Raw genomic sequence first — 25,991 nt, 5'->3', positions numbered from 1 at the left:
AGAGGCACCGGCGAGCGGGCATCCCGCCAGAGCCCGACCGGAAAACCTCGATCAGGAGTTCTCGGCGGCCAGCTGCCCGCACGCGGCGGCGATCTCCTGACCGCGGGTGTCGCGCACCGTGCAGGAGACCCCCGCCTCGCGCACGCGGCGCACGAACTCGCGCTCCACCGGTTTCGGGCTCGCGTCCCACTTGCTTCCCGGCGTGGGATTCAACGGGATGACGTTGACGTGGGCGAACCTCCCCAGGTGCTCGTGCAGCAGTTTGCCGAGCAGATCGGCTCGCCAGGGCTGGTCGTTCATCTCGCGGATCAACGCGTACTCCACCGAGACGCGCCTGCCGGTGTGCTCGGCGTAACCACGTGCCGCCCGCAGCACTTCCTCGACCTTCCAGCGGTTGTTGACCGGAACCAGCGTGTCCCGCAACTCGTCATCGGGTGCGTGCAGCGAAACGGCGAGCGTGACCTGGAGCCCTTCCTCCGTCATTCGTCGGATGGCGGGTGCGAGTCCCACGGTGGAGATGGTCACCGAGCGCTGGGACAGTCCCAGCCCGTCGGGGGCGGGGTCACAGATGCGGTGCACCGCGTCGATGACCCTTCGGTAGTTCGCCAGCGGCTCCCCCATGCCCATGAAAACGACGTTGGAGAGCCTGCCCTCTCCACCGGGCAGCTCACCGTCCCGCATCATGGCGGCGGCCTGCCGAACCTGTTCGACTATCTCCGCGGTCGAGAGGTTGCGCTGCAGACCTCCCTGCCCGGTGGCGCAGAACGGGCAGGCCATGCCACAACCCGCCTGGCTGGAGATGCAGACGGTGGCCCGTTCCGGATAGCGCATCAGAACGCTTTCCAGGGTGGTCCCGTCGTGAGCCCGCCACAACGTCTTGCGGGTCTCCCCCTCGTCCGTGTCGAGGTTGTTCACGGCGGTCAACAGCGTGGGCAGCAGCTCGTTCGCCAGCACCTGCCTGCTGGCGGCCGGGACATCACTCATCGACCACACATCGGCCGTGAGCCTGCCGAAGTAGTGCTGCGCGAGTTGCCGTGCGCGGAACGGCTTCTCACCCAGTTCGGAGACGGCGGCACGACGCTGTTCCGCGGACAGATCGGCGAGATGCCTGGGAGGCATCCCCCGCTTGGGCGCGTCGAAGACGAGAGGTAGGGACTGCGAGGTCATAGCACCGGCAGTATCCCACGAGGACGAGTGGACGAACGCGGCGGTCACCCGCCGAGTCGGGCGGGGCACTCCGGGCGGGTCCACCCGGGCCGGACGCGGCAGGAGTCGATGACGGAACGGACACATCCGAGCGCGCGCAGTGTCTGTCGGCATCCGCTGCGCGGGGTGCGGGCGAGGTTCGCGAGCGCCGTCCTATCGTGAAGCCATGACTGGCATGGTTGAGCGCCACTCAGCCTCCGTGGAGGACTACGTACGGACGATCTACGGGCTGGGCGAACGCGGCGCGGCGGTCACGAACACCACGCTGACCGCTCGTCTCGGACTGAGCCCGTCATCGGTGTCAGGGATGATCAACAAACTGGCGCAGCTCGGCCTGGTCACCCACGAGCGGTATCGGAGTGTCGAACTCACCACCGAGGGGCGCAGACTCGCCTGCGACGTGCTGCGCAGGCATCGGCTGCTGGAGTTGTTCCTGGTGGAGATTCTCGGCTACACCTGGGACGAGGTGCACGACGAGGCGGACTCGCTGGAGCACGCCGTCTCGGACGAACTCATCGAGCACATAGCGGCCAAGCTCGAACACCCCACCCACGATCCGCACGGCGATCCGATCCCGACCGCGGACGGGGTGGTGGAAAAACCCACGACCAGACTGCTGGAGCATCTGGAACCGGGCACCGTCGGCACGATCGCGCGGGTGTGGGACACCGACTCCGAACTGCTGCGTTACCTCACCGATCACGGTTTGACGCTGGGAAATCGGATCGAGGTCGTGGAGCGCAAACCCTTCGGCGGGCCACTGGTGGTGCGAGTGGGCGACTCCGAAACGGTCGAGACGCACTTCCTCGGCTCCGAGATAGCCCAGACACTGTCCATCACGGTCCAGCGGTGAGTTCTTCCACACCGAATCGGTAGTAGTACCGGGGCGTAACAGTGATGGTCGCGGTAGTGGTGACCGGAGTAGTGGTGACCGGGGCAGCGCCGGCAAGTCGTCACGCGGGGTCGTCGGAGGCCGAGCCGCCCCGGGACCGGTGGCCGCCCCCGGAATCGTGATCGGCATACCGGGAGCTCTCGCCTAGCGGCGCGGCACGTTCCGCGGCGACGGTCCGGGAACCGGAACGCCCCGGCGAGTCCTCCACGGCGGAACCGTCCCTCGTCCGCTCGGCTTCGTAAGCGCCCAGTACGGCGAGCAACAGGTCGAACCTGCTGTCGGTGAGCCGAACGACCACCCATCCGAAACCGAACAACCCCGCGAACACGAACCCCGCCACCCATTCGATCGGAGAATGCTGGGCCAATAACAGCACGGCCACGCACAACGCCAGCCCGGATGCGAAGGCGACGATCCGCGCCACGGTGACCGTCTTCCGCAGCGATCGGTACATCGGACAGTTCCTGTCCAGATCCCGCACCGCGTCGGCACGCTCGCCGGGCTCCATTCGCGCGACTCGATCCAATCCAGTCACGAGCGTTTCGACCGGTCCCCCAGCCATAGTTACCGCACTCCCCGCCAACCAACCGGAATTTCCGAAGCGACGGCCCCCCGACTTCGTTCGAACACAGTCGATCATGGAAAAGCGAGGATGACAAGGCGCCGTTCGGGTTACTCACCAACCGCGAAACGGGCCCGATCGAAACCGGTGATTCGGATCAGGAACAGTGGTCGCCCGCGGCGAACGAAACCGGTCGACGCGCCGAGACCACGCGCGAACGCACGGAAACCGGATATTCGACCGATCGGCACGATACCGAACGAAGAAAACCGATCACTCCGCGCGACGAATTCGAATCCGGTAGTTCACCGGGAGAGCGGTCCCGGGAATCGATTCGACGGCCCGGCGGGCCACGGGCGGGGAGAACTCGATCCGCAGTACGGCTTCCAAGCTGTTCCGGTCGTCGAATTCCCAGCGGGTCTCGACGTCGAAGCTGTCGAACCCCCGGGAGGCGAAGAAACGCTCGATCCGCTCGGGGTCGAAACCGGTGAGGTCGGCGCGCATCCAGTCGCCGTACGGTGCGCTACGCCCGTCCAGGTCGATGATCACCAACGCACCGCCGGACCGCAGCACACGCCGAGCCTCGGCCAGACCGGCCTCGCATCCCGGGCCGAAGAAATAAGCGGTGCGAGCGTGCAACAGATCCACGGAGCCCGCCGGCAACGGCAACCGGTGAGCGGCGGCACGAACCACACGGACCGAATCCCCGCACCGCGAACGCGCGAGCCTGCGCCGGGCACGGCGGATCAGTGGGCGGTACGGTTCGACGCCCAGGACGCTGCGCGCCCGTTCCGCGAAAACCGGCAGATGAAACCCGGCACCACAGCCGATGTCGACCACGTCGAGCCCCTGCCAGTCCTGGAGGCCGCGCAGCTTCGCCCATACGGCGCCGGTGACGTCCTGCGCGGCGTTTTCCACCTCGTAGACGTCCGGCCAGTTCCACGCGTTGGGACTAGGACGGATCTCGACGTCCCCGAGGGCCACCGCACGAGTAGCCGCGAGCTTGACCGACAGTCCAGCCAACATCGTCTTCCGTCAGCTCGGAAGCAACCAGGACAGCGTGCTCCAGGCGACCACCGCCGAAGGCAGCAACGAATCCATCCGGTCCATCAGACCACCGTGTCCCGGCAACAGGGTCCCCATGTCCTTGATGTCGAGATCCCGTTTGATCAACGACTCCATCAGGTCCCCGATGGTGGAACTGCACACCACCGCCAGGCCGAACAGCGCCCCCACCCACCAGGGGCCGCCGAGCAGCAGTCCGACGGAGAGCACTCCCCCGGCCACCCCGGAGAGCAGCGAACCGACGAATCCCTCCCACGACTTGTTGGGGCTCACCCGGGGAGCCATCGGGTGCCGCCCGAACAGAACTCCGGAAGCGTAACCACCGGTGTCGGAGGCGACGACACCGATCATGAAGCACAGCGCGCGGAAACCACCGTCGGGAGGAACGACCAACATGGCCCCGAAAGCGGCGAAGACGAAGACGTAGGCGGTGGTGAACACCGATGCCGTGACGTCACGCAGGTAACCATCGACCCCCAGTCGAACACGCCAGGCCAGACACGCCAGCGTCGTGAGGGCGAAGGCGACCAGAACGGCGCGCAAGCCGTAAGGCCAGGACAACCAGATGATCGCCTGTCCACCCAGCAGGACGGGGAACAGCGCCAGTCGAATACCGGCCCCGCGCCGCAGCGCTCCCGCCAGCTCCAGAGCGGAGAGAGCCGCCGCCACGGCAACGATGCCGATGAACAGGTGGCGATAAGTCAGCAGAGCGGTGACGATTCCCGCGCCGAGCAACAGCCCGACCGCCAACGCGGCGGGCAGGTTCCGGCCGGCGCGGGAAGGGCGTGCGGCCTCGCCCGGCACGTCGGCCGACATTCCGGACTCACCTTCGCGCTGGTCAGCGGTTACCACGTCCTCAGACCTCGAGCAGTTCGTTTTCCTTGTGCTTGACCAACTCGTCGATCTGGGAAACGTAGCGATGGGTGATGTTTTCCAATTCCTTCTCACCGCGCGTGCCCTCGTCCTCACCGACCTCACCGTCCTTGACGGTTCGATCGATCTCTTCCTTGGCCTTACGACGCAGGTTCCGCACGGTGATACGAGCGTCCTCGCCCTTCTGCTTGGCGAGCTTGGCCATCTCCTTACGCCGTTCCTCGGTCATCTCGGGGATCTGTATGCGGATGACGTTGCCGTCGTTGCTCGGATTGACCCCGAGATTGGAATCCCGAACAGCGCGTTCCATAGCGCCGAGCTGACTGGCGTCGTACGGCTTGATGACCACGAGCTTCGCCTCGGGCACATTGATGCTCGCCAACTGATTCAACGGAGTCGGCGAACCGTAGTAGTTGACGACGATGCCGGAAAACATCGCCGGATTGGCACGGCCGGTCCGAACGGTGGACAGATCGTCCTTGGCCACCGTCACCGCCTTCTGCATCTTCTCCTCGGCTTCGAGAAGAGTCTCGTCAATCACGGCTGCTCCTTCGGTACGGGGCCGGCAGGCTCCGACGGGTTTGTCGACACTGGTTACCGCTCCGGCGGGGTGTGATCGCACCGGAGCCCGCTCAGGATCCCAGTACGAGTTCCGGGGAGTGCTAACCGGGGGTGCTGACCAGCGTCCCGATTTTCGCACCGCTGGCGGCACGGGCTATGTTGCCTTCCACCAGGAGATTGAAGACGAGAATCCGCATGTGATTGTCCATGCACAAGCTGAAAGCCGTCGCGTCGGCGACCTTCAGTCCCCGTTCCAGAACCTCGCGGTGGGTAATGCTGTCGAAGAGCTCCGCACCCGGTGTGGTCTTGGGATCGGCCGAGTAGACACCGTCCACACCCTTGGCCAGCAACACCACCTCGGCACCGATCTCCAGAGCCCGCTGGGCGGCGGCCGTGTCGGTGGAGAAGTACGGCATACCGGTCCCGGCACCGAAAATGACGACGCGCCCCTTCTCCAGGTGCCGACTGGCGCGACGCGGAATGTAGGGTTCGGCGACCTGCCCCATGCTGATAGCGGTCATCACACGGGTGTCGATCCCGTGTTCACGCTCCAGGAAGTCCTGCAACGCCAGGCAGTTCATCGTGGTGCCCAGCATCGCCATGTAGTCACCGCGGGCGCGTTCCATACCGCGTTGCTGCAGCTCCGCACCGCGGAAGAAGTTTCCGCCCCCGATGACGACCGCGACCTCGACCCCGTTGGCGACCACCTCGGCCAGCTGCCGCGCTACCGTACCCACGACGTCGGGATCGACCCCCACACTGCCGCCGCCGAACATCTCGCCACCCAGCTTGAGCAGTACTCGTCGGTAACCGGCCTCACCGACATAACCAGCGGGTACGCCGTCGTCAGTCACTCACTCCTCCTGAGAAAACGCCCCGCCCTCGGGCTGCGAAGGCGGGGCGCGGACATCGATTCCTGGATTCGTCCGGAAACGACGAGGACACGTACGGGTGCCGACTCACGTGCCGGATTCACATCCTGCTCGCTGGTGGTCCCGTTCCACGATCATTCCGGAACAGCTCCCGCTCGGAGTACTCCGCCGGACGCGGAACACTCCGGTGAACATCCTGGCCGCCGGAACCGCGGGGCGCACGACACGCACGATTCCGCGGCCGTCAACGCGAAGCTCAGGACTGACCGACTTCGAACCTCGCGAAGCGGGTGATGCTGACTCCGGCCTCGTCCAGCAGATCCTTGACGGAACGCTTGTTGTCCTGGACGGAGGGCTGGTCCAGCAGCACGTTGTCCTTGTAGAACCCGTTGAGCCTGCCCTCGATGATCTTGGGCATGGCCTTTTCCGGCTTGCCCTCGGAGCGGGCGGTCTCCTCCGCGATCCTGCGCTCGTTCTCGACGATGTCCTCGGGCACGTCCTCCCGAGAGAGGTACTGCGGCTTCAACGCCGCGATCTGCATCGCGGCACCCCGGGCGGCCTCCTCGTCGGAGCCGGTGTACTCGACCTGGACACCCACGGCGGGCGGCAGTCCCGCCGCACGACGGTGCAGGTAGGTGGCCACCTGGCCGTCGAAGGCGCTGATCCTGCGCAGTTCCAGCTTCTCACCGATCTTGGCGGACAGGTCGTGAATGGCCGTGCCGACGGTGCTGTCACCCAGCTTGGCTTCGCTGACCGTCTCGACGTCGGCCGAGCCCGCCTCCTTGGCGGCGGCCACGATCCTGTCGGCCAGTTCCACGAACTCGTCGTTCTTGGCGACGAAGTCCGTCTCGCTGTTGAACTCGATCAGGACGCCGTTACCGCCCGCGACCAGACCTTCCGCGGTGGAGCGCTCGGCCCGCTTGCCCACGTCCTTGGCGCCCTTGATGCGCAGGTTCTCGATCGCCTTGTCGAAGTCGCCCTCGGTCTCCTCGAGCGCCTTCTTGCAATCCATCATGCCGGAGCCGGTGACGTCGCGGAGACGCTTCACATCGGCCGCACTGTAGTTCGCCATCGTGCGTTGTCCGTCCTCGTCGGAGTGTGTACGCGGTGGGGAAATCGAAGTGACGGGGCGCGCCCGCCCGACAGGCGCGGGCGCGCCCCCGTTCGTCAGGACTGCGCCGGCTGCTGGCCTGCCTCGGAGTTCGCGGCGGCCTCGGACTCACCGGAACCGGTGAGCAGTTCCTTCTCCCACTCCGCGAGCGGCTCCTCGGAAGCTGCCTGCTGGTTCTCGCCGGTCTCGGCGCTCTCGCCGCGGCCGCTCCGGGCCATCAGGCCCTCCGCGACACCGTCCGCGACCACGCGGGTCAGCATGGCCGCCGAGCGGATCGCGTCGTCGTTGCCGGGGATGGGGTAGTCCACCTCGTCCGGATCACAGTTCGTGTCGAGGATGGCGACGATCGGGATCCCCAGCTTGCGGGCCTCACCGACCGCGATGTGCTCCTTCTTGGTGTCCACGATCCAGATCGCGCTCGGGACCTTGGACATGTCACGGATACCGCCGAGCGTGCGCTCCAGTTTCTCCTTCTCGCGGGTCAGCATCAAGATCTCCTTCTTGGTGCGCCCCTCGAAACCACCGGTCTGCTCCATCGTCTCCAGTTCCTTGAGACGCTGCAGCCGACGGTGCACGGTCTGGAAGTTGGTGAGCATGCCGCCCAACCAGCGCTGGTTGACGAACGGCATGTTGACGCGCTGCGCCTGCTCGGCGATGGCTTCCTGCGCCTGCTTCTTCGTCCCGACGAACAGAATGGTGCCGCCGTGGGCGACGGTCTGCTTGACGAAGTCGTAAGCCCCGTCGATGTAGGACAGGGTCTTCTGCAGATCGATGATGTAGATGCCGTTGCGCTCGGTGAAGATGTAGCGCTTCATCTTCGGGTTCCAGCGGCGGGTCTGGTGCCCGAAATGCACACCGCTGTCGAGCAACTGCTTCATGGTGACGACGGCCATGGCCTGCTTCGCACCTCACGTGTCGGGCGCGCCGTTCGACGGCGCGCGATTTCGGTTGCCGTGATGAGCCGGGTGACCCACCACCCTGGTACGCGCGGAGCCGTCGCCCGGACACACTCGGTGAGACCGGGACCGCGGACGCCTCCTCGTGACCGCCGCACCGTTGCCCCGCACCGGACCGTGCTTCCGCCACCGACGGCGGAAGCCCTCTCGTACCGGTTGCCGTACCCGGGCAACCCACACGGAGGCTCTCGTCGGGACCGATCCGCGGAGCTCGTCGGAACGAAGAACCCCGACCGATCCGAGAGACGGACTCCGAGCACGGAATCCGGAGGTGATGCGATCGATACGCGCGTACGCGAAGTCGAACTCGCCGGAGGACGAGTCGCGGGAACGAGTGTACGCCACAACAGGTGGCAACCACATCGCGGTGGCGATTTTCCACAGCTCCCCGATCGGTCCACCCGGTGGGAAATCGGGCCTGGCCGGTGAGCGCACGGCTCCGGCAGGGTGATCCGCATGCGTGGTTGGGCAGTAGCACTGGTGCTGGCTCTGGGAACCGGAACCGTCACCGCGTCGAGCGGCCCCGACGTTCCCGCGGCTCCCACCGGGGAACCCGCCGGCACGAGCACAACCGGTTTCCGGCTGCGTGAGCCGTTGCGCGGGTCGGTGGAAGTGGTTCGGGGGTTCCGAAAACCCCCGAACCGCTACGGTCCGGGCCATCGGGGAGTGGACCTACGGGCGTCTACCGGCGAAGCGGTTCTCGCCGCGGCGGCCGGAACGGTCGAACACGCCGGGTTCGTGGTGGACAGGCATGTGATCGCCATCGGCCACGGCAACGGCCTGAGCACCACCTACGAACCCGTGCTTCCCGAAGTCACCGCCGGGCAGCCGGTCGAGCGAGGCGAGATCATCGGCAGCGTAACCCGAGATCACCCCGAATGCGCCGCGAAGAAGCCGCACACGTGCCTGCACTGGGGGCTCCGCGACCACGACACCTATCTCGACCCGCTACTCCGACTCGTCACGGGCGATGTCCGACTACTGCCGTGGCGCGGCCCCGAGCGGGTACACCGCTCCAGCTCAGTTTCCCGGCTCGGTCAGTTTCCCCCGTAGGCGCAACACAGCCCTGGTGTGCAGCTGACACACTCTGGACTCGGTGACCCCGAGCACCTTTCCGATCTCGGCGAGGGTGAGATTCTCGAAGTAGTACAGCGTCACCACGATGCGGTCCCGTTCGCTCAGCCGCTCCACCGCCTCTGCCAGCTGACGTCTGCTGTCGCGGTCGACCAAGGTGTTGACCGGATCCTCGGCACGGTCGTCCGGCAGCGTTTCGGCCAGCGAAGCGGTGCCTCGTCCTACTCCGATGAGATCGTCGAGCGCCACCACACTGGTCATCTGCAGCTGCGCGAACAACTCACGCAGCTCCTCGACGGACAGCGAGAGTTCCTCGGCCAGTTCCGAGTCGGTGGCAGTGCGTTGCATCTTGGCCTCCAGCCGCTCCAACGCGCGCTCGACGTCCCGGGCACGGCTGCGCACCGAACGCGGAACCCAGTCCTGCGCTCGCAGATCGTCGAGGATGGCCCCGCGAATGCGCTGCATGGCATAGGTCTCGAACTTCAGTCCTCGCTCGGGTTCGAACTTCTCGATCGCGTCGACGAGTCCGAACACGCCGGACTGGATCAGATCGGAGACCTCCACGTGGGCGGGCAGTCCGGTGCCGATACGGCCGGCCACGTACTTGACCAGCGGCGCGTAGTGCAGCACCAACCGGTCACGAAGCCGCTGTTCTCGGCTCCGGCCGAATGCCTGCCACAGTGCGACTATTCCGGCCTCCACGTCTTCGCCCTCACGATCCTCGGCGTGGCCCGCGGTGGCGGTACCGCCCTGCGGCCACCACGCCTTCCGAAGCATCGAGTCGAATCGGGAGACACCGTCGCCGCGGTGTCCGTTGCCGTGCCGGGGGTGCTGCTCCGTCTCCTCCGCCTCGTCGGCGGGCCGCATGCCTGATCGCGCGGTGGCCGCTCGGGCCGCGCCCCCGGCATCGTCAGGAACGGGGGTGGGTTCGCTCATGGATCGCCTTCAACCGTTCGACGGTCACGTGAGTGTAGAGCTGCGTTGTCGAAAGCGTAGCGTGACCGAGCAACTCCTGTACGCTACGCAGGTCCGCGCCTCCTTCGAGAAGATGCGTCGCAGCGGAGTGACGCAGACCGTGCGGACTCAGCCGACCGGCGTCGCGGACGGTGCTGACGGCGTCGTGGACGATACGTCGCACACTGCGCGGATTGAGCCGAGCACCGCGAACACCGAGGAGCAGGGCGTTCCCCGATGCGGAACCGGACAGCTCCGGGCGTCCGATCTCCAACCAACGGGCCAGGGCACGTGCGGCCGGAACACCGAACGGAACCGCCCGCTGCCGGTCGGCCTTGCCGATTACGCGCAGCATGCTGCGTTCGTGATCGATGTGCTCCAGGTCGAGTCCGCACAGTTCGGAGACCCGCACACCGGTCGCGTAGAGCAGTTCGAGCACCGCGTGATCACGTAGCGCCACGGGGTCCTCCTGCTCGGCCCCGGCGGCGGCCGCACGCAGCGCCGAGTCCGCCTGATCCTCGCGAAGGACGGACGGCAACCCACGTGGGCCACCCGGAACGGACAACCGAGGCCCGGGGTCATCCGCCAACAGCTCCCGGCGATGCGCCCAAGCGGTGAAAGCCCTGACGGCCGCCGCACGACGGGCGAGTGTGGTTCTACTGGTACCTCGTTCGTGCTCGGCACTCAGCCAGGAACGAAGCGAGTCGATACCGAGTTCGTGAAGCCCCGGCGCCTCCCCCGCGTACTCCGCACCGAAGTGTTCCAGTAACGACACGACATCGGTGACGTAGGCACGCACGGTATGGCGGGACAGCCCTCTCTCCCACGCCAGGTACCGCTCGAAACGATCGACTGCCGTAGCCAGTTCGGTGGGAAGACCTCGACGGGTCGCGAGCAGGTCCGGTCTGGTCGACTGCTGGGAACGTTTCTGATTCATGCCGAGTGACGTCGCTGGGTGCATTCGCCGGATTCAAGTAGCACGACGCCACGATACGCGCTCGGCATCTCACTGGTCGCAACGTGTCCATCCTCGATCGTCACACCGGACGAATCCGGAAATCTCCAACGCACTCAGGCAGGTGACCACCGACTTTCGCGTTATCCCCGTCTCGTGTGCCAGTTGTTCGACGGTACGACGCCGGGTCGGCGAGAGTGAATCGTGGACACGTTTGGAAACCTCGTCGAGTTCGTCCGTGGGACGCGGGGTGGGTTCACGTTCCGGCGCCCGGGCGGTACCGATATCCGAAACGAGCTCCAGAACGTCCGGGGCTCCGGTCACCAGTACGGCCTTTCCGGAACGGATCAACTCGTGGCAACCGGACGAATTGGCCGAGGTGACCGGTCCGGGCACGGCCATCACCGGCAGTCCCAGGGTGTCGGTGGTGGTCGCGGTGTTGCCCGCCCCGCTCCGGAGCCCCGCCTCCACCACCACGGTCCCGTCGGTCACGGCGGCGATCAGGCGGTTGCGGACCAGGAACCGGTGTTTCCTCGGTGGTGTGCCGGGTGGGTACTCGCTGCACACCAGTCCGTTCTCGGCGATACGTGCGATGAGCCTGGCGTGTCCCGCCGGATAGTCGAGTTCCGGGCCACAGGCCAGAATCGCCGCGGTGGCTCCACCGGCGGCGAGTGCACCGCGGTGTGCGGCACCGTCGATTCCGTAGGCGGCTCCCGAGACCACCGTCGTTCCGGAACGGGCCAGTTCGTACCCCAGTTCCGCCGCGCAGGACTCGCCGTAACCGGTCGCGGCACGGGCGCCGACCACCGCGACCGCACTGCGCGACACGGCTTCCGGTGAGACGTTCCCACGGCACCAGAGTGCCATCGGAGGGGCCAACCCGGACAATCCGACCTCGGTAGCTCCCTCCAGAAAGGCGCTCCGGGAACCGGGCCATTCCCCGTGTTCGGGAGTGACCAGCCGAATTCCGGACCGGTGGGCACGTTCCAGTAGTTCGGCACCGCACACGTGCTCACGACGAGCAGCGGTCTCGTTGACCACCGCGCCGGGAACGTTGCCCGACCGAATCCGGTCGGCGGCGATCTCGGCACCGTGCACCGCGACGAAACCGTAGGACGCCGGTGCCGGTGGTTCGACGACGGCGGAGAGATACGCCCAGGCACACAATCGCTCGTGGCTCACTGCTCCGGCGGAGACGCTCATGCGGTGGTCCTGTCACGGAACCGCAGGGCGGCGGCCACGTGATCCACGTCGGGGCGTTCCGCCCCGTCCAGATCACTCAGCGTCCAGGCGACACGCAGACACCGGTCGGCTCCCCTCGCCGTCAACGCACCCGTGTCGAGTCCTTTGTCCAACAGTCTCGTGGCACTGTCCGGCAATGGGAACTCACGTCGTAGCACGGGGCCGGGAACTTCGGAGTTCGAACGCCAGCCGTGCTTCTCCCACCGCAGGAGAGCGGTTCGGTGTGCCCTTGAGACCCGCTCGCGCACCGTGGCGGAGGGTTCCGGGGATTCGTCGTCGGGCAGCTCCATCGTGGACATCGGACGCATCCGCACCCACAGGTCGATACGGTCCAACAACGGCCCGGAAAGCCTGCTGAAGTACTTTCGCCGAGCGTGCGGTGTGCACTGGCAGTCGATGTCCCTGGCTGGTGCGCAGGGACACGGATTGGTGGCCATGACCAGCTGGAACCGGGCCGGATAGCGCAGGGTGCCCTCACTCCTGGACAACCGGATCTCCCCCTCCTCGAGGGCGGTCCGCATGGATTCCAGGCGTTTCGTCCCCCATTCGCAGGCTTCGTCCAGGAACAGCACCCCGTGATGGGCGCGACTGACGGCCCCCGGTCTGGCGAGTCCGGTTCCGCCGCCTATCAGGCCGGGAAGGGATATCGAGTGGTGCGGAGCCACGAACGGCGGAGTACGCAGCAGTGTGGCGTTCTCGCACAGTTCACCCGCGACGGAGTGCACCGCGGTGGTCTCCAGAGCCCGTGGTGCCGACAGTTCCGGAAGCAAGCCGGGCAGGCGTCCCGCCAACATCGTCTTGCCCGTCCCGGGCGGGCCGACCATCAGGAGATGATGGCCACCCGCCGCCGCTATCTCCAGTGCCCATCGCGCCTCCGGTTGCCCGAGGACGTCGACCAGATCCGGTGCCGGAGACGACCGAGGCACACCCTCGTCCGCCGGGGAGGAACCGGACCACAGCTCTCCGGCGCCCCGTGTCCAGTCGATCACCTCCCGCAGGGTCTCGGCACCGAGGATCTCGATCCGCTCGACGAGCCCGGCTTCCCGCAGCCCTTCCAGCGGCACGACCGCACGTCGCATCCCACCCGCGACGGCTGCCAACAGTCCGGGCACGAGTCCGCTTACCGGACGGATACGACCGTCCAGTGCCAGCTCCCCGAAAAAGACCGTTCCGTCGAGCCTGCCGGCGGGCACGCGTTCGGCCCCGGCGAGTACCGCCATGGCCAGGGCGGTGTCGAACGAGGTTCCGGTCTTCGGCATGGCGGCCGGTGACAACGCCAGGGTGACGCAGGACTGCGGCCAGTGCTCCCCGGAGTTCCTGATCGCGGCACGGACCCGATTCTTCGATTCCTGCAGTGCCGCGTCCGGCAGCCCCAGCAGCTGAACACTGGGAATACCACCACTGCGGACGTCGGACTCGATCTCGACCAGCACACCGTCCACACCGAACAGCGCCACCGCCCAGGTGGTGTGCAGCGCCAACTCAGCACACCTCCTCGTGGTGCTCGATGCGCACCGGCGAGTCGGGTGGCCACAGCACGGACAGCACGTCGAACCGAACCGGACAGTTGCGGACGTCGTGGGCCCGGAGCCAGGCGGCGGCGACCTCTCGCAGTTTGCGTACCTTGTGCGGGCTCACCGCCTCGACCGGGGAACCGTAATCGATCCCGGATCGCGTCTTGACCTCACAGACGATCACGCGGCGCCCGTCGGTACAGACGATGTCGAGCTCCCCCTGCGGGCAGCTCCAGTTACGGGAGAGCACCACCAGGCCCCGTTGCCGGAGATACTCCGCCGCCAGCCGCTCGCCCGCTCTCCCCAGAGCGTGTCTTCTGCCGTGCGTGTCGTCGTCCGAGACTGCTCCGATGATGGGTTTCGGTGTCATGGGCGCCTCCGGGATCGGTTGGATCGGACACTTCCAACCTGCACGGAGCGCTACGCGCCCACCAAACTCGAATCATTCGGTTGTGTAGCACCGCGGAAGATGTGGACAACCACGTACCCGTGGCCCACCGATCCGTGCCGGAACTCGCCGACGTGGCCGATGCCGGCACGTGAGCCGGCGACCGGCCACGTCCGGGAAGTGACGAGGGCACGGGGAGACGACGAGCGGCCCCATGACGAGTCCCCGGCACTTCCCGTGGCACTCGACCCGCACACCGGCCTCCTCGGGACCAGGAGCGAACACGCGAACCGTCAGCCGAACGGCGTCCCGCTCTCCGGCAGCCGGAGTTCCGGTTTGTCGAGTTCCTCGACGTTGACGTCCTTGAACGTGATCACTCGAACGTTCTTGACGAACCGGGCGGGGCGGTACATGTCCCAAACCCAGGCATCCGACATGACCACCTCGAAATACACCTCGGTATCCGAGTTGCGCACCTGAACGTCCACCCCGTTGGCCAGGTAGAAACGCCGTTCGGTCTCCACCACGTAGGTGAACTGACCGACGATGTCGCGGTACTCCTTGTAGAGTTGCAGCTCCATCTCGGTCTCGTACTTCTCGAGATCCTCGGCGCTCATGGCTGTGCGAGCCCTTTCCTGTCACTGATCGGTCCACGGATGCCCAATGGCGGCACTCCCATTGTCCATCACAGCTTGATCAAAAGCATCGAACGATCCGGATTCACTACTGTTGCCTCGTGGCGAACGCATACCGTGAGTGACCGCGGCCTCCACCACGTTCGAGTAACTCCAACGATGCTCCGTGGTGGGACCGTGTAACCGGAGAGCGGAGGTGTGTCGCGCTGTCGAATACCCTTTGTGCACGTCGAAACCGTATTCCGGGCACGAGACGTGCAACTCGTTCATCTTCCGGTCCCGGCTGACCTTCGCGAGCACGGAAGCCGCCGCCACGCAACCGGCCACCCGGTCCCCCTTGCGCACTGCCACGCTGGGAGCGGCCAACCCCTCCACCCGGAAACCGTCGGTGAGCACGTAACCGGGATGAACCCCGAGACCGGCGACCGCACGGCGCATTCCTTCCAGGTTGGCGACGTGCACCCCCATCGCGTCGACCTCGGCTGGTTCGACCGAAACCACGCAGTATCCCACCGCCGATGCACGGACGACCTCGAACCAGTGATCACGAGCACGTGCGGTGAGCAGCTTGGAGTCGGTCAAACCGTCGAACCGACGCCCCGAGCCCGCGCGCAGGACGCAGGCGGCGACCACCAACGGACCGGCGCAAGCGCCGCGCCCCGCCTCATCGACACCGGCCACGGGGCCGAGCCCCCGACGTTCCAGTGCGTTCTGCAGTGCCCAGCTACCGGAGTCCCTGCGCACGATGGTGCGCGGCAACCCCAGCTCAGCGGATTTGTTCCGCAAGCTCAGTGTCGCTCCCACGTACGCGAGCGTGCTGCAACCAGCGAACCGCGGCGAGTCGACCACACGGCCGGTACGACCACCAGGTACCGCAGTCCTTCCCAGCCGGGGGATCCGGACCACGAATCCTCGTCAGGACCGAGCGCCACGGCCTGCGGGTTCGATTCCTCGATACCTTGCCACCGTCCGGGCGGCAGCAGAATCACCTGCGCCTTACCGACCACGTTGTCGACCGGAACGGCACCGGCGCGACCACCGCCCCCCTGGTACCTGGAGTCCAGCGAGTTGTTCCGGTTGTCCCCCATGACCCAGAGGTGATCCTCCGGCACGGTCACCGGACCGAACTCCTCCTGCTCCTGCGGGGATCCGGGAGCCCAGTAGATGTAGGGCTCGTCGAGCGGCTCGCCCTCCACCAGAACCCGGTTCTGCTCGTCACAGCACTCCACGGTCTGCCCGCCGGTGGCGATCACGCGCTTGACGAAGTCCTTCTCGACGGGCTCGACCAGGTGGAGCAGCGAACCGACGCGTTGGAAGAAACCGACCACCGGATTGGTGGGTTCGGATACACCACCCTCGTCGGCCATCCAGCTCTTCGGTCCGCTGAACACGACCACGTCGCCCGGCTGGGGATCGCTGAACCGGTAGGTGATCTTGTCGACGAGGATCCGGTCGTTGCTGCATCCGTCACAGCCGTGCAGCGTCTGCTCCATCGAGCGTGAAGGGATCAGGAACACCCGCGCGACGAACAGCTGCAGCAGCACGGTCAGCACCAGCGCGGTGCTTATCAGGACGAACAGTTCCCACCAGAAGGAGCCCTTCTTGGACTTTCCGGACCGCTTCGAGGCGTTTCGCGCCGAGGAGCGCGTCTCGTCCGCCTGTTCGGCGGCTGCCTGCTCGTCCGAGGAGCCCTCCGCAGGGTCCTCGTCGGGTCCTTGGGAACGCATGACGTCGGCCACGCGGCCAGGCTACTGGATACACGAAGCCCGTCTCCCGCGACCCCACGACGGGACACGCGTAACAGTCGCCGGATTCATCACGGTTGCGGTGCACTTTTACCGATCTGTCACGATCACCCCGCGCGGTTGTCGACTCGGGTGACCGACGATCGGGCACGATGTCCCGGAACCAACCGTGTCGGTTTCACCTGATCGAAGGAAACCAGCCGACACGAATCACCGCATCCGAAGACACGTGGCCGATGCCGCGGCTCCGTGGGGCGCCCCGAGAAGCGGGGCGGAGGACTCCGAGCATTCGGGAACTCCGAGTACTCGGGAGCGGAACGACAAAATGCACGGCCCCGAGCTTCGGGACCGTGCATCGTCGATGGCGTTCCGTCCGGTGGTCGATAGCTGCCACCGGCGCGGCAGCGCGTCAGGAGGAGGACTTGGCCAGCTTCTTCTCCTTGACTCGCGCAGCCTTGCCGACCCGGTTACGCAGGTAGTACAGCTTCGCCCGCCGAACGTCGCCACGTGTGGCGACCTCGATCTTGGCGATGTTGGGGCTGTGCACCGGGAAGGTCCGCTCCACGCCGACACCGAAGGAGACCTTGCGAACGGTGAAGGTCTCCCGGATGCCACCGCCCTGCCGGCGGATGACCACACCCTGGAAGACCTGGACACGCTCGCGCGAACCCTCGATGACGCGGACGTGGACCTTCAGCGTGTCGCCGGGCCGGAAGTCTGGGATGTCGGAACGCATCGACTGGGCGTCCAGCGCGTCCAGCTTGTTCATCGGTGGTCCGTCCTCATCCGTGTCGTTGAACGTTCACTCACGACAGTGAAATCTGTTCGGGCGAGCCGCGACTCTCGTCACGGCGACCGATCCGCCTCTCGGCCCTGACGGGCCGCGCGGATTCCCCTGTGACCTACCCGACAACACCGATCGGGCCCCGGGTAGTCACCGAGCCGTTTTGCGTCACCTCGTACCACGAGGAAGACGTCCGCCGGAACGGAAAAGCGATTACCGGTGGTACTGCCACCGCACCGGTCGCATTTTCTCACCGGGCAGCTTATCAGCCGGGTTCGTCGCCTCCGAACGAGCCCCGACGTCACCGGACACCAGAGCGTCGAAGCGACCCTCCCCGGCAAGCGAGCCCGGCGGACTCGCCGTTCCCACTATTCCTCGCCGGACGAGGCACGCTCCCGTCGCAACCGGTCCAGCAGTGCCCGGTCGTGCTCGTCCAGTTCCTCCGGAGGGAGCGTGTCGAGCAGCTCGGGACGGCGACGCAGCGTACGTTCCAAACCCTGCTCTCTGCGCCAGCGACGCACCGCCGCGTGGTCACCGGAGCGCAGCACATCGGGGACGGAGAGCCCCCGCCAGGTTTCCGGGCGCGTGTAGCTCGGCCCCTCCAGCAGTCCGTCCGAGAACGAGTCCTGCTCCGCCGAGGCCGGGTTACCGAGTACCCCGGGCAACAACCGCACCACGGCCTCGATCATGGTCAGCGCGGCCACCTCACCACCGACGAGGACGTAATCGCCGATGGAGACCTCCTCGACCGGCATCCTCCGGGCGGCGTCGTCGATGACTCGCTGGTCGATGCCTTCGTAACGGCCACAGGCGAAGATCAGGCGCTCTTCGCGGGCCCAGCGACGGGCAGTGTGCTGGTCGAACGGCACCCCGGCGGGCGTGGGGACGACCAGACGGGGGGTTTCCGCCGCCTCGGCGGCCACGCTGTCGAGCGCCTCACCCCACACGTCCGGTTTCATCACCATGCCGGGGCCGCCCCCGTAGGGACTGTCATCGACCGAGCGATGGACATCGTGGGCCCAGTCACGCAGGTCGTAGACCCCCACGGAGATCCTGCCCCGCTCGATCGCCTTCCCCAACAGGGCCTCCCGTACCGGAGCCAGATAATCGGGAAAGATCGTCAACACGTCGATCCGCAACACAGCTCCTTTCCGGGATCGGGCCGCCGACCAGTCGAACCGCACGGCCGCGAGCCGAGGCCACGGCGGGAAACAAGCACCGGACTCGGGGGCGGGACCGTGAACGGACGTTCCCCGATGGGAAACGGCGGTTCGTCATCGGCTCAGAAGAGTTCCAGGAGCCCCTCGGGAGGGTCGATGGTGACGGTGCCGTGGTCGGTGTCCACGTCGACGACGATGTCGGCGACGAACGGCACCAGGGCCTCCCGTCCGTCCGGGAGCGACAACCGCAACAACTCCCCCGCCGGGGCGTGCAGCACACCGAGCAGACTGCCCAGCTCGGCACCGTCCGGGCGGACCGCCCGCAGTCCTTCCAACTCGTGGTCGTGGAACTCGTCCGGATCCTCGAGTTGTTCCAGTTCGTCCGGCCGAACACCGAGCAGCACGCCCCGAAGACGCTCGGCGTCCTCACGCGTGGTCACTTCGACGGCTTTGACCAGCAGCCGTCCGGCGTGCCACCGGACGGCCGCCAGTTCGAGCGACTCGGGACGCGTTCCCCGGGACTTCCACAGCACTCCGAGTACGGCGCCCACGACGAAACGACGTTCCGGACTGTCCGTGCGGATCTCCACTACCAACTCGCCCTGGATTCCGTGCGGTTTGACCACACGACCAACCACGAGTGGAGCCGCCTGTTGCTCGGCCATCATGGGGTTCTCAGCGATCGGTATCGACCACGTCGACCCTGATGCCACGGCCGCCCACGCCGGAAACGACGGTGCGCAACGCGGTGGCGGTCCGACCACCCCGGCCGATCACCTTGCCGAGGTCGTCGGGATTGACGTGAACTTCGAGAGTACGACCACGGCGAGTGGTCAACGACTCGACACGCACCTCGTCGGGATTGTCAACGATCCCCCGGACGAGGTGCTCCAACGCGTCGGCGAGGACAGTCACTCCTGGCCTTCCTCGGCCTGCTCCTTGTTCTCGTCCGCAGCGGCGGAGGACTCGGACTTCTTGCCGCCACCCTTCTTCTTCGGGGTGGTGGCGTCCGCGCCCGGCTCCTCGTCGGCGGCGGCCAGCGCTGCCTCGAAAAGCTCCTGCTTGGGGGTCTTGGCTTCCTTCACCTGCAGCGAGCCCTCGGCTCCGGGAAGCCCCTTGAACTTCTGCCAGTCACCGGTGACCTTGAGCAGGTGCTGAACCCGCTCGGTGGGCTGGGCACCGACGCCGAGCCAGTACTGCGCACGCTCGGAGTTCACCTGGATGTGACTCGGCTGCTGCTTGGGGTGGTACTGGCCGATGGTCTCGATGTCCCTGCCGTCACGGCGGGTCTTCGCGTCGGCCACGACAATACGGTAGTGCGGTTCACGGATCTTGCCCAACCGCATCAACTTGATCTTAACTGCCACGGGTGGTGGTGCTCCTCAAACTCTCGTTCGTGCTCCGGTGAGCATCACTGTGCACCAGCGCCGGAAGCGCCGGGATGCTCATACTTCGACCAGCCACGAAGCGGTGAGAGAGCCCGCTCGTGGCGAACAGCTCCCTATTGTGCCAGACCCGTTTTCGGGCAGGAGCCCACGGTCTCCGGCTCGGGCACACCGCCGGAGCGGAAGGTCCCGAGGAACGGATCCCCGACCGGTCTCTCAGGCAGGCAACATGCCCAGCGACATGAGCAACAGCCCCAGCGCGGGCAGGAAGTTGTTCACCTGGTGTGCCACGACGCTAGCAGTCAACCTTCCGGTAACCAGGCGGGCCAGCCCTATCGGGATCGCTATCACGATCAGCAGCAGCGTACGGGCGGGTTCGAAGTGCCCGATGGCGAATATCGCGGTGGTGAGCAGAAAAACGGTCAGCTGGCTGAACCTGAGCCGCTCCATCGCTCCCCAGAGCAGACCGCGGTAGAGCAGCTCCTCGCAGACCGGTGCGATCAGCCACACGTGCAGAAAAATGATCACTGCCAGCACCGGGGGAAGTCGGATGTCCTCGAGCAGACTTCCCACGGCGGAGTTGGCCTGATCCGCACCGACCCAGCGGGTCCAGAGCGCCGAGGCGACGGTACTCAGCACCAATCCGCAGAAACCGATGATCAGCCCCGTCCGCACATCGGAGCGTCGCCACCGCAGCCCGAAGTCCCGCACCGGCCCGTTCCCACGCACCATGGTCGCGACGACGGCCACCAGACCGGCCAGCACCGTGGGAGCCATCAGCACGAGCACGAAAACGGGCCCCATCCAACCCTGCTCACCGAAGTCCCCGACCAGGGCCGCGAGTCCCACCGACACCAGCACGAACACGGCCTCCGCGAGGAAGAAGGCCCCGAAGCCCCATCGCGGGCCCGTCGCCACGGTCGACCTGCCGTCCGGACTCGGAATGGCCGCGTCGGACTGTTCCGGATCAACGTCTCCGCCGGATCCGGATGACTGCGGTGCCGTCACGGGCGCCTCCGTGCGATCCAGGTGACTTCCGGGGCACGGAACGACCCGTCCCCGCCGGTTCGACAGACTACCGCCGACATCGGGGGGTCGGCACCTGGATATACCACCGGGACGGGACGCGCGGATCCGAGGAGTGACCACCTGAGTGGTTCGTCACCGCAGCACACCGCCGCGCAACAGGATTCGCTCCGGGGAGCGCAGCGCATCCAGATCAGCCCGCGGGTCCGAGGCGTAGCAGACCAGATCGGCCTCGGCACCGTGCTCCAACCCCGCGAAGCCGAGCCAGCGGCGGGCGGACCAGGTCGCGGCGCCCAGCGCCTGTTCCCGAGACATCCCCACCCGGTGCAACGCGACGATCTCGTCGACGAGCCTGCCGTGCTCGATACCACCACCGGCGTCGGTGCCCGCGTAGACGGGAACTCCGGCCTCGACGGCCTTGCGCACGGTGCGGTCTCCGTCACGATGGAGCCGGTGCATGTGTGACGCGTAGTCCGGGTACTTGGTGGCGGCGGCCGCGAAGGCGGGGAAGTTCTCGATATTGATCAGTGTGGGGACCAGCGCGATGCCGTCACGCGCCATCCGCTCGATCATCGCGTCGTCGAGCCCCGTACCGTGCTCGATGCAGTCGATCCCCGCGTCCAGCAGCCCTGCCAGCGCCTGTTCCCCGAAGACGTGCGCGGTGACCCGGGCCCCGTGTCGATGCGCGGTCTCGACGGCCTTGTGCAGCACGTCCGGGTTCCAGAGCGGAGCCAGGTCCCTCACCGAACGGTCTATCCAGTCACCGACCAGCTTGACCCAACCGTCGCCCTGGGCGGCCTGTCTCGCCACCGCTTCCGGAAGCTCCTCCGGTTCGTCGAGCTGTTCGGCGAGCTTCGGTATGTAGCGCTTCGGCCGTGCCAGATGCCTACCGGCGCGAATGATCCGGGGAAGGTCGGGGCGGGACTGGAGCGGCGTGGTGTCCACCGGAGAGCCACAGTCCCTGATCAACAGGGTCCCCGCTGCCGCGTCGGTCTCCGCCTGGGTCACCGCCTCGTCGAGGTCCACCGGTCCGTCCGGACCGATACCGACGTGGCAGTGCGCGTCCACCGGGCCGGGTAGCACGTACCCGCCGTCGAGGATGGTTACGGCGTCCTCGACCGGTTCGGTGCTGATCAGACCGTCACTGATCCACAGATCGCGCGATCTGCCCTCGGGCAGCAGCACACCACGCAGGTGCAGAGCCGTCACGAACGCTCCTCGGTCATCGAACCGCTCCTCGCGACCGGGCCCGGCCCACGGCCACGGACCCGCGTTCCACGGGCCCGTGGGGTGCCTCCGGTCGGACGCTTCCGGTGGTACCGCTTCCCGGGGCGCTCGCCGACCGCTTCGGGAGTCCGGTGAGCGACCGCGAGCGCGGGGTTACTTCTTCTTCTTGCCGAAGTCGAGTTTCGAGGGGTCGAATCCGGGGGGAAGCTGGTTGAGCCCGCCCGGCAGCTGGGACGGGTCGGCACCCTGCTGGCCTCCGGGCATGCCGGGAAGACCACCGGGCATACCGCCGCGTGCCGCCTTGGGCTGCGTCGGCCCCTTGTTCTTGCCCTTCTTGCCCTTCTTGCCCTTGTCCTTCTTGGTGGCCTTGCGGCCCCCACCACCACCGCCGCCGAACTGGCCCGCCATCTGCTGCATCATCTTGCGGGCCTCGAAGAACCTGCTGACCAGGTCGTTGATGTCGCTGACCCGCACACCGGAGCCATTGGCGATCCGCTGCCTGCGAGAGGCGTTGATAATCTTCGGGTCGGCACGTTCGGCCGGGGTCATGCCCCGGATGATGGCCTGCACCCTGTCGAGGTGCGCCTCGTCGAAGTTGGCGAGCTGGTCCTTCATCTGGTTGGCGCCGGGCAGCATGCCGACCAGATTCTGCAACGGCCCCATACGCCGGACCGCCTGCATCTGCTCCAGGAAGTCCTCCAGCGTGAGCTCGCCGGTGCCGAGCTTCTCGGCGGCCTGCTCGGCGCGATCCGCGTCGAAGGCCTGCTCGGCTTGCTCGATCAGCGTGAGCATGTCGCCCATGCCGAGGATGCGACTGGCCATCCGGTCGGGATGGAAGACGTCGAAGTCCTCGATCTTCTCGCCGTTGGAGGCGAACATGATGGGCTCACCGGTGACCTGGCGGACCGACAGCGCGGCACCGCCCCGCGCGTCACCGTCGAGCTTGGTCAGCACCACGCCGTTGAAGCCGACTCCGTCACGGAACGCCTCGGCGGTGCTCACGGCGTCCTGACCGATCATGGCGTCGACCACGAACAGGATCTCGTTCGGATTCACCGCGTCGCGGATGTCCGAGGCCTGCTGCATCATCTCCTCGTCGACACCGAGGCGTCCCGCGGTGTCGACGATGACGACGTCGTGCTGGGCACGTTCCGCCTCGGCGACACCGCGACGCGCGACGTCCACGGGGTCGCCGACACCGTTGCCCGGCTCGGGAGCGAAGACCTGCGAACCGGCACGCTCCCCCACCACCTGCAACTGCGTCACGGCGTTGGGGCGCTGCAGGTCGCAGGCCACGAGCATCGGGGTGTGTCCCTGCCCGGTGAGCCACTTGGCCAGCTTGCCCGCCAACGTGGTCTTACCGGAACCCTGCAACCCCGCGAGCAGGATCACCGTGGGTGGCTTCTTCGCGAGCGTGAGATCCCGTTTCTCGCCACCGAGGATGCCGACCAGCTCCTCGTTGACGATCTTGATCACTTGCTGGGCGGGGTTGAGGGCCTGGGACACCTCGGTGCCCTTGGCCCGCTCCTTGACTCCCGAGATGAAGCCGCGCACCACCGGCAGTGCCACGTCGGCTTCCAGCAACGCGATACGGATCTCGCGCGCGGTGGCGTCGATGTCCGCCTCGGACAGGCGCCCTTTGCCGCGCAGGTTCTTCAGGACCGAAGTGAGCCGGTCGGAAAGAGTGTCGAACACGGGGTCACGGGCTCCAGAGTCGTCGATGTTCCTACGCCGAGGGTAACCGCCCACCTACGGTGCCCGAAGGCGGACAGGGACACGAACCGATCGTCAGCCTCGATCGACCGCCGGACGCTTGTCACCGCCGGAACGCGGTCCTCCCGCACCGGCACGCCCCTTGCGCCGGGAACTCGAGCGCTCCCTGCCGCCGGGCCTGCGGGACCAGCCGCCACCGGAACGACGAGGTGGCTCTCCCTCGGTGCGGCTGATCCGCAGTCCACGTCCGGCGACCTGCGTCTTGCGCAGCTTGCGCAGCATCTCCTCCGGGATCTCGGCGGGCAGCTCCACGAGCGTGTGCTCGTCACGGATGTCGATGTGCCCGATCCGCTTGCTGGAAAGGCCGCCCTCGTTGGCCAGCGCCCCCACCAGGGCACTGGGGGTCACGCGATTGCGACGACCGACCTCCACCCGGAACATGGCCGTGTCGGAGTCCGAGGACTCGAACTCGGCGGAGCGCTGCGAGTTGCGACGGGATTTCGACTCGGGCTCGGGCTCCGGTTGCAACAGCAGCGGACGGTCGCCCTGGGTCATACTCGCGAGCGCCGCTGCCACCCTGGCCGCGGGAACCTCGCTGTTCTGCTCGTAGTCGCGCACCAGCTGTTCGAAGATCTCCAGCTCGCCGTTCTGCAGCGTGTCGGTGATCCGCTGGCGGAAACGTTCGAGCCGTCGCTCGTTGACCGCCTCGATCGTCGGAAGGTCCATCCGCTCGATGGACTGGCCGGTGGCCTTCTCGATGGAACGCAGCAGCTGCCGTTCCCGCGAAGTCACGAACAGGATCGCCTCGCCGCTGCGGCCGGCTCGACCGGTACGACCGATCCGGTGTACGTAGGACTCGCTGTCGTGAGGGGCGTCGTAGTTGAGCACGTGGGAGACCCGGTCCACGTCCAGCCCGCGCGCGGCGACGTCGGTGGCCACGAGAATGTCGGTGCGGCCCTGCCGCAGCTGGTCGATGGTGCGCTCACGCTGCGCCTGGGCGATGTCACCGTTGATCGCGGCGGCGTTGAAACCGCGCTGCCGCAGCTGCTCGGTCAGTTCCTCGGTGAGCTGCTTGGTGCGGGCGAACACGATGGCCGCGTCGACCGGTTCGACCTCGAGCAGCCGTGACAGCGCGTCGACCTTGCGAACACCGCGCACCTGCCAGTAGCGCTGGCGGATGTTGGCCGCCGTGGTGGTGGAGCTGCGAACCGCCACCTCCACGGGGTTGTCCAGGTAGGACTGGCTGATCTTGCGCACGGCGTTCGGCATGGTCGCCGAGAACAGCGCGACCTGCCGCTGGGACGGAACGGACTTCAGGATCCGCTCCACGTCCTCGATGAATCCCATGCGCAGCATCTCGTCCGCCTCGTCGAGCACCACGTGGCTCAGCTCGGACAGGTCCAGCGACCCCCGATCGAGGTGGTCGATGAGACGACCCGGAGTGCCGACGATCACGTGCGCGCCGTCACGCAGCCCGCCGAGCTGCGGACCGTAGCTCTGTCCACCGTAGATGGGCAGCACTCGGAGGCCGGGCAGGTTGGCGGCATAGGTACGGAACGCCTCTGCCACCTGGATGGCCAGCTCACGGGTGGGAGCCAGCACGAGGGCCTGCGGTTTCTTGCGCTTGTCGAGATCGATGCTGGAGAGTATGGGCAGCCCGAAGGCGGCGGTCTTGCCGGTGCCGGTCTGCGCCTGACCGGTCACGTCACGCCCCTGCAGCAGCGACGGAATGGTCTCCGACTGAATGGGCGAGGGGGTCTCGTAACCGAGTTCGGTCAGGGTCTGCAGTACGCGGCTGTCGAGATCGAGCTCGTCGAATGTGGGCATGTAAGTCTGAGGTCTCCTCGTGTGGTCGGGGCGGCTGAAGCACTGCGGACGAACCCGTGGCGGCATCCACTACACGGATCGCACGAATCGGGTTCGCTAACCGACGGCACCGTTCACGCACCGTCGCCTACGCATCTCGGGCCGCGCTCACCCGCAACGCACACTCTGTTGCCAGTCACTCGCAGCTCGATGAATCTCAGCCGGCAGCGCCGGGTGCGTCCGGCGCGTACCGTCCAGGGTAACGGTCGATCACGTCCGTCTCGG

27 protein-coding genes are annotated in these 25,991 nt (G+C 66.8%); 2 read left to right on the top strand and 25 right to left on the bottom strand.

From position 1 onward, the window contains the following. Positions 1–51: 51 nt before the first annotated feature. Positions 52–1,167 carry a 23S rRNA (adenine(2503)-C(2))-methyltransferase RlmN gene (gene rlmN, locus J2S53_RS01240; protein ID WP_456239386.1) on the bottom strand — a complete coding sequence of 372 codons (1,116 nt, stop codon included), beginning with the start codon at positions 1,165–1,167 and terminating at the stop codon, positions 52–54. 205 nt (positions 1,168–1,372) lie between these two features. On the opposite strand from rlmN, the gene J2S53_RS01235 reads away from it, so the two are divergent. After that, positions 1,373–2,059 (top strand): metal-dependent transcriptional regulator, encoded by a 687-nt coding sequence (locus J2S53_RS01235; protein ID WP_456239385.1) that lies wholly within the window; start codon positions 1,373–1,375, stop codon positions 2,057–2,059. 100 nt (positions 2,060–2,159) lie between these two features. Here the strand turns inward: J2S53_RS01235 and J2S53_RS01230 are convergent, their stop codons facing one another. From J2S53_RS01230 to rpsB, 7 genes are all read right to left on the bottom strand, one after another. Beyond that, positions 2,160–2,606, bottom strand: a complete 447-nt coding sequence (locus J2S53_RS01230) for a hypothetical protein (RefSeq protein ID WP_456239384.1) — start codon at positions 2,604–2,606, stop codon at positions 2,160–2,162. 327 nt (positions 2,607–2,933) lie between these two features. Next, positions 2,934–3,686 carry a class I SAM-dependent methyltransferase gene (locus tag J2S53_RS01225; RefSeq protein ID WP_456239383.1) on the bottom strand — a complete coding sequence of 251 codons (753 nt, stop codon included), beginning with the start codon at positions 3,684–3,686 and terminating at the stop codon, positions 2,934–2,936. A 9-nt stretch (positions 3,687–3,695) separates the two neighbouring features. After that, the gene (locus J2S53_RS01220) at positions 3,696–4,541 is read right to left on the bottom strand and encodes a phosphatidate cytidylyltransferase (protein WP_456239382.1); all 846 of its coding nucleotides are present in this window, start codon (positions 4,539–4,541) and stop codon (positions 3,696–3,698) included. Between the two features lie 40 nt (positions 4,542–4,581). Then, complete coding sequence (gene frr / locus J2S53_RS01215; RefSeq protein ID WP_092632036.1) at positions 4,582–5,139, bottom strand: ribosome recycling factor; 558 nt, start codon at positions 5,137–5,139, stop codon at positions 4,582–4,584. Positions 5,140–5,260: 121 nt separating this feature from the next. Further along, positions 5,261–6,013, bottom strand: coding sequence for a UMP kinase (pyrH, locus tag J2S53_RS01210; RefSeq protein ID WP_456239381.1), 753 nt, complete (start codon positions 6,011–6,013; stop codon positions 5,261–5,263). Positions 6,014–6,287: 274 nt separating this feature from the next. Further along, positions 6,288–7,103, bottom strand: a complete 816-nt coding sequence (tsf, locus tag J2S53_RS01205) for a translation elongation factor Ts (RefSeq protein ID WP_456239380.1) — start codon at positions 7,101–7,103, stop codon at positions 6,288–6,290. A gap of 95 nt (positions 7,104–7,198) precedes the next feature. Then, positions 7,199–8,035, bottom strand: a complete 837-nt coding sequence (gene rpsB, locus J2S53_RS01200) for a 30S ribosomal protein S2 (protein WP_456239379.1) — start codon at positions 8,033–8,035, stop codon at positions 7,199–7,201. A gap of 519 nt (positions 8,036–8,554) precedes the next feature. On the opposite strand from rpsB, the gene J2S53_RS01195 reads away from it, so the two are divergent. Then, positions 8,555–9,151 carry a M23 family metallopeptidase gene (locus tag J2S53_RS01195; protein WP_456239378.1) on the top strand — a complete coding sequence of 199 codons (597 nt, stop codon included), beginning with the start codon at positions 8,555–8,557 and terminating at the stop codon, positions 9,149–9,151. Here J2S53_RS01195 and whiG read toward each other — a convergent pair. The 17 genes from whiG to J2S53_RS01110 form a co-directional block, all read right to left on the bottom strand. Next, positions 9,119–10,108 (bottom strand): RNA polymerase sigma factor WhiG, encoded by a 990-nt coding sequence (whiG, locus tag J2S53_RS01190; protein WP_456239377.1) that lies wholly within the window; start codon positions 10,106–10,108, stop codon positions 9,119–9,121. The two genes, J2S53_RS01195 and whiG, sit on opposite strands and share 33 nt — an antisense overlap. Beyond that, positions 10,083–11,063 carry a tyrosine recombinase XerC gene (locus J2S53_RS01185; protein ID WP_456239376.1) on the bottom strand — a complete coding sequence of 327 codons (981 nt, stop codon included), beginning with the start codon at positions 11,061–11,063 and terminating at the stop codon, positions 10,083–10,085. Before J2S53_RS01185 ends, whiG begins: the two co-directional genes overlap by 26 nt. A gap of 69 nt (positions 11,064–11,132) precedes the next feature. Continuing rightward, positions 11,133–12,284 carry a DNA-processing protein DprA gene (gene dprA / locus J2S53_RS01180; protein WP_456239375.1) on the bottom strand — a complete coding sequence of 384 codons (1,152 nt, stop codon included), beginning with the start codon at positions 12,282–12,284 and terminating at the stop codon, positions 11,133–11,135. Then, complete coding sequence (locus tag J2S53_RS01175) at positions 12,281–13,804, bottom strand: YifB family Mg chelatase-like AAA ATPase (protein ID WP_456239374.1); 1,524 nt, start codon at positions 13,802–13,804, stop codon at positions 12,281–12,283. Before J2S53_RS01175 ends, dprA begins: the two co-directional genes overlap by 4 nt. Position 13,805: 1 nt before the next feature. Next, positions 13,806–14,207, bottom strand: coding sequence for a YraN family protein (locus J2S53_RS01170; protein WP_092929034.1), 402 nt, complete (start codon positions 14,205–14,207; stop codon positions 13,806–13,808). A gap of 311 nt (positions 14,208–14,518) precedes the next feature. After that, positions 14,519–14,842, bottom strand: a complete 324-nt coding sequence (locus J2S53_RS01165) for a DUF2469 domain-containing protein (protein WP_043572207.1) — start codon at positions 14,840–14,842, stop codon at positions 14,519–14,521. Positions 14,843–14,863: 21 nt separating this feature from the next. Then, positions 14,864–15,646, bottom strand: a complete 783-nt coding sequence (locus J2S53_RS01160; protein WP_456239373.1) for a ribonuclease HII — start codon at positions 15,644–15,646, stop codon at positions 14,864–14,866. A gap of 2 nt (positions 15,647–15,648) precedes the next feature. Further along, positions 15,649–16,599 (bottom strand): signal peptidase I, encoded by a 951-nt coding sequence (lepB, locus tag J2S53_RS01155; RefSeq protein ID WP_456239372.1) that lies wholly within the window; start codon positions 16,597–16,599, stop codon positions 15,649–15,651. Between the two features lie 415 nt (positions 16,600–17,014). Continuing rightward, the gene (gene rplS, locus J2S53_RS01150) at positions 17,015–17,374 is read right to left on the bottom strand and encodes a 50S ribosomal protein L19 (protein WP_043572209.1); all 360 of its coding nucleotides are present in this window, start codon (positions 17,372–17,374) and stop codon (positions 17,015–17,017) included. Between the two features lie 383 nt (positions 17,375–17,757). Then, positions 17,758–18,528, bottom strand: coding sequence for a tRNA (guanosine(37)-N1)-methyltransferase TrmD (gene trmD, locus J2S53_RS01145; RefSeq protein WP_456239371.1), 771 nt, complete (start codon positions 18,526–18,528; stop codon positions 17,758–17,760). Positions 18,529–18,671: 143 nt separating this feature from the next. Next, positions 18,672–19,214, bottom strand: coding sequence for a ribosome maturation factor RimM (gene rimM, locus J2S53_RS01140; protein WP_456239370.1), 543 nt, complete (start codon positions 19,212–19,214; stop codon positions 18,672–18,674). 10 nt (positions 19,215–19,224) lie between these two features. Then, the gene (locus J2S53_RS01135) at positions 19,225–19,464 is read right to left on the bottom strand and encodes an RNA-binding protein (protein ID WP_092632068.1); all 240 of its coding nucleotides are present in this window, start codon (positions 19,462–19,464) and stop codon (positions 19,225–19,227) included. Then, entirely contained in the window at positions 19,461–19,916 is a 456-nt protein-coding gene (rpsP, locus tag J2S53_RS01130) for a 30S ribosomal protein S16 (RefSeq protein WP_092632071.1), read from the bottom strand. Before rpsP ends, J2S53_RS01135 begins: the two co-directional genes overlap by 4 nt. 234 nt (positions 19,917–20,150) lie before the next feature. Continuing rightward, on the bottom strand, positions 20,151–20,942 hold the full coding sequence (locus J2S53_RS01125) for a CPBP family intramembrane glutamic endopeptidase (protein ID WP_456239369.1): 792 nt from the start codon (positions 20,940–20,942) through the stop codon (positions 20,151–20,153). Between the two features lie 153 nt (positions 20,943–21,095). Continuing rightward, positions 21,096–22,169, bottom strand: a complete 1,074-nt coding sequence (locus J2S53_RS01120; RefSeq protein ID WP_456239368.1) for an amidohydrolase family protein — start codon at positions 22,167–22,169, stop codon at positions 21,096–21,098. A 171-nt stretch (positions 22,170–22,340) separates the two neighbouring features. Then, entirely contained in the window at positions 22,341–23,882 is a 1,542-nt protein-coding gene (gene ffh, locus J2S53_RS01115; protein ID WP_456239367.1) for a signal recognition particle protein, read from the bottom strand. Between the two features lie 93 nt (positions 23,883–23,975). Then, positions 23,976–25,727 carry a DEAD/DEAH box helicase gene (locus J2S53_RS01110; protein WP_456239366.1) on the bottom strand — a complete coding sequence of 584 codons (1,752 nt, stop codon included), beginning with the start codon at positions 25,725–25,727 and terminating at the stop codon, positions 23,976–23,978. Positions 25,728–25,991: the final 264 nt, after the last annotated feature.

This window comes from Actinopolyspora lacussalsi, assembly GCA_030803735.1.
Classification (GTDB): Bacteria; Actinomycetota; Actinomycetes; order Mycobacteriales; family Pseudonocardiaceae; genus Actinopolyspora; species Actinopolyspora lacussalsi.
The sequence above is the reverse complement of the archived record's forward strand: the minus strand, read 5'-3'. Positions and strand labels throughout refer to the sequence as shown.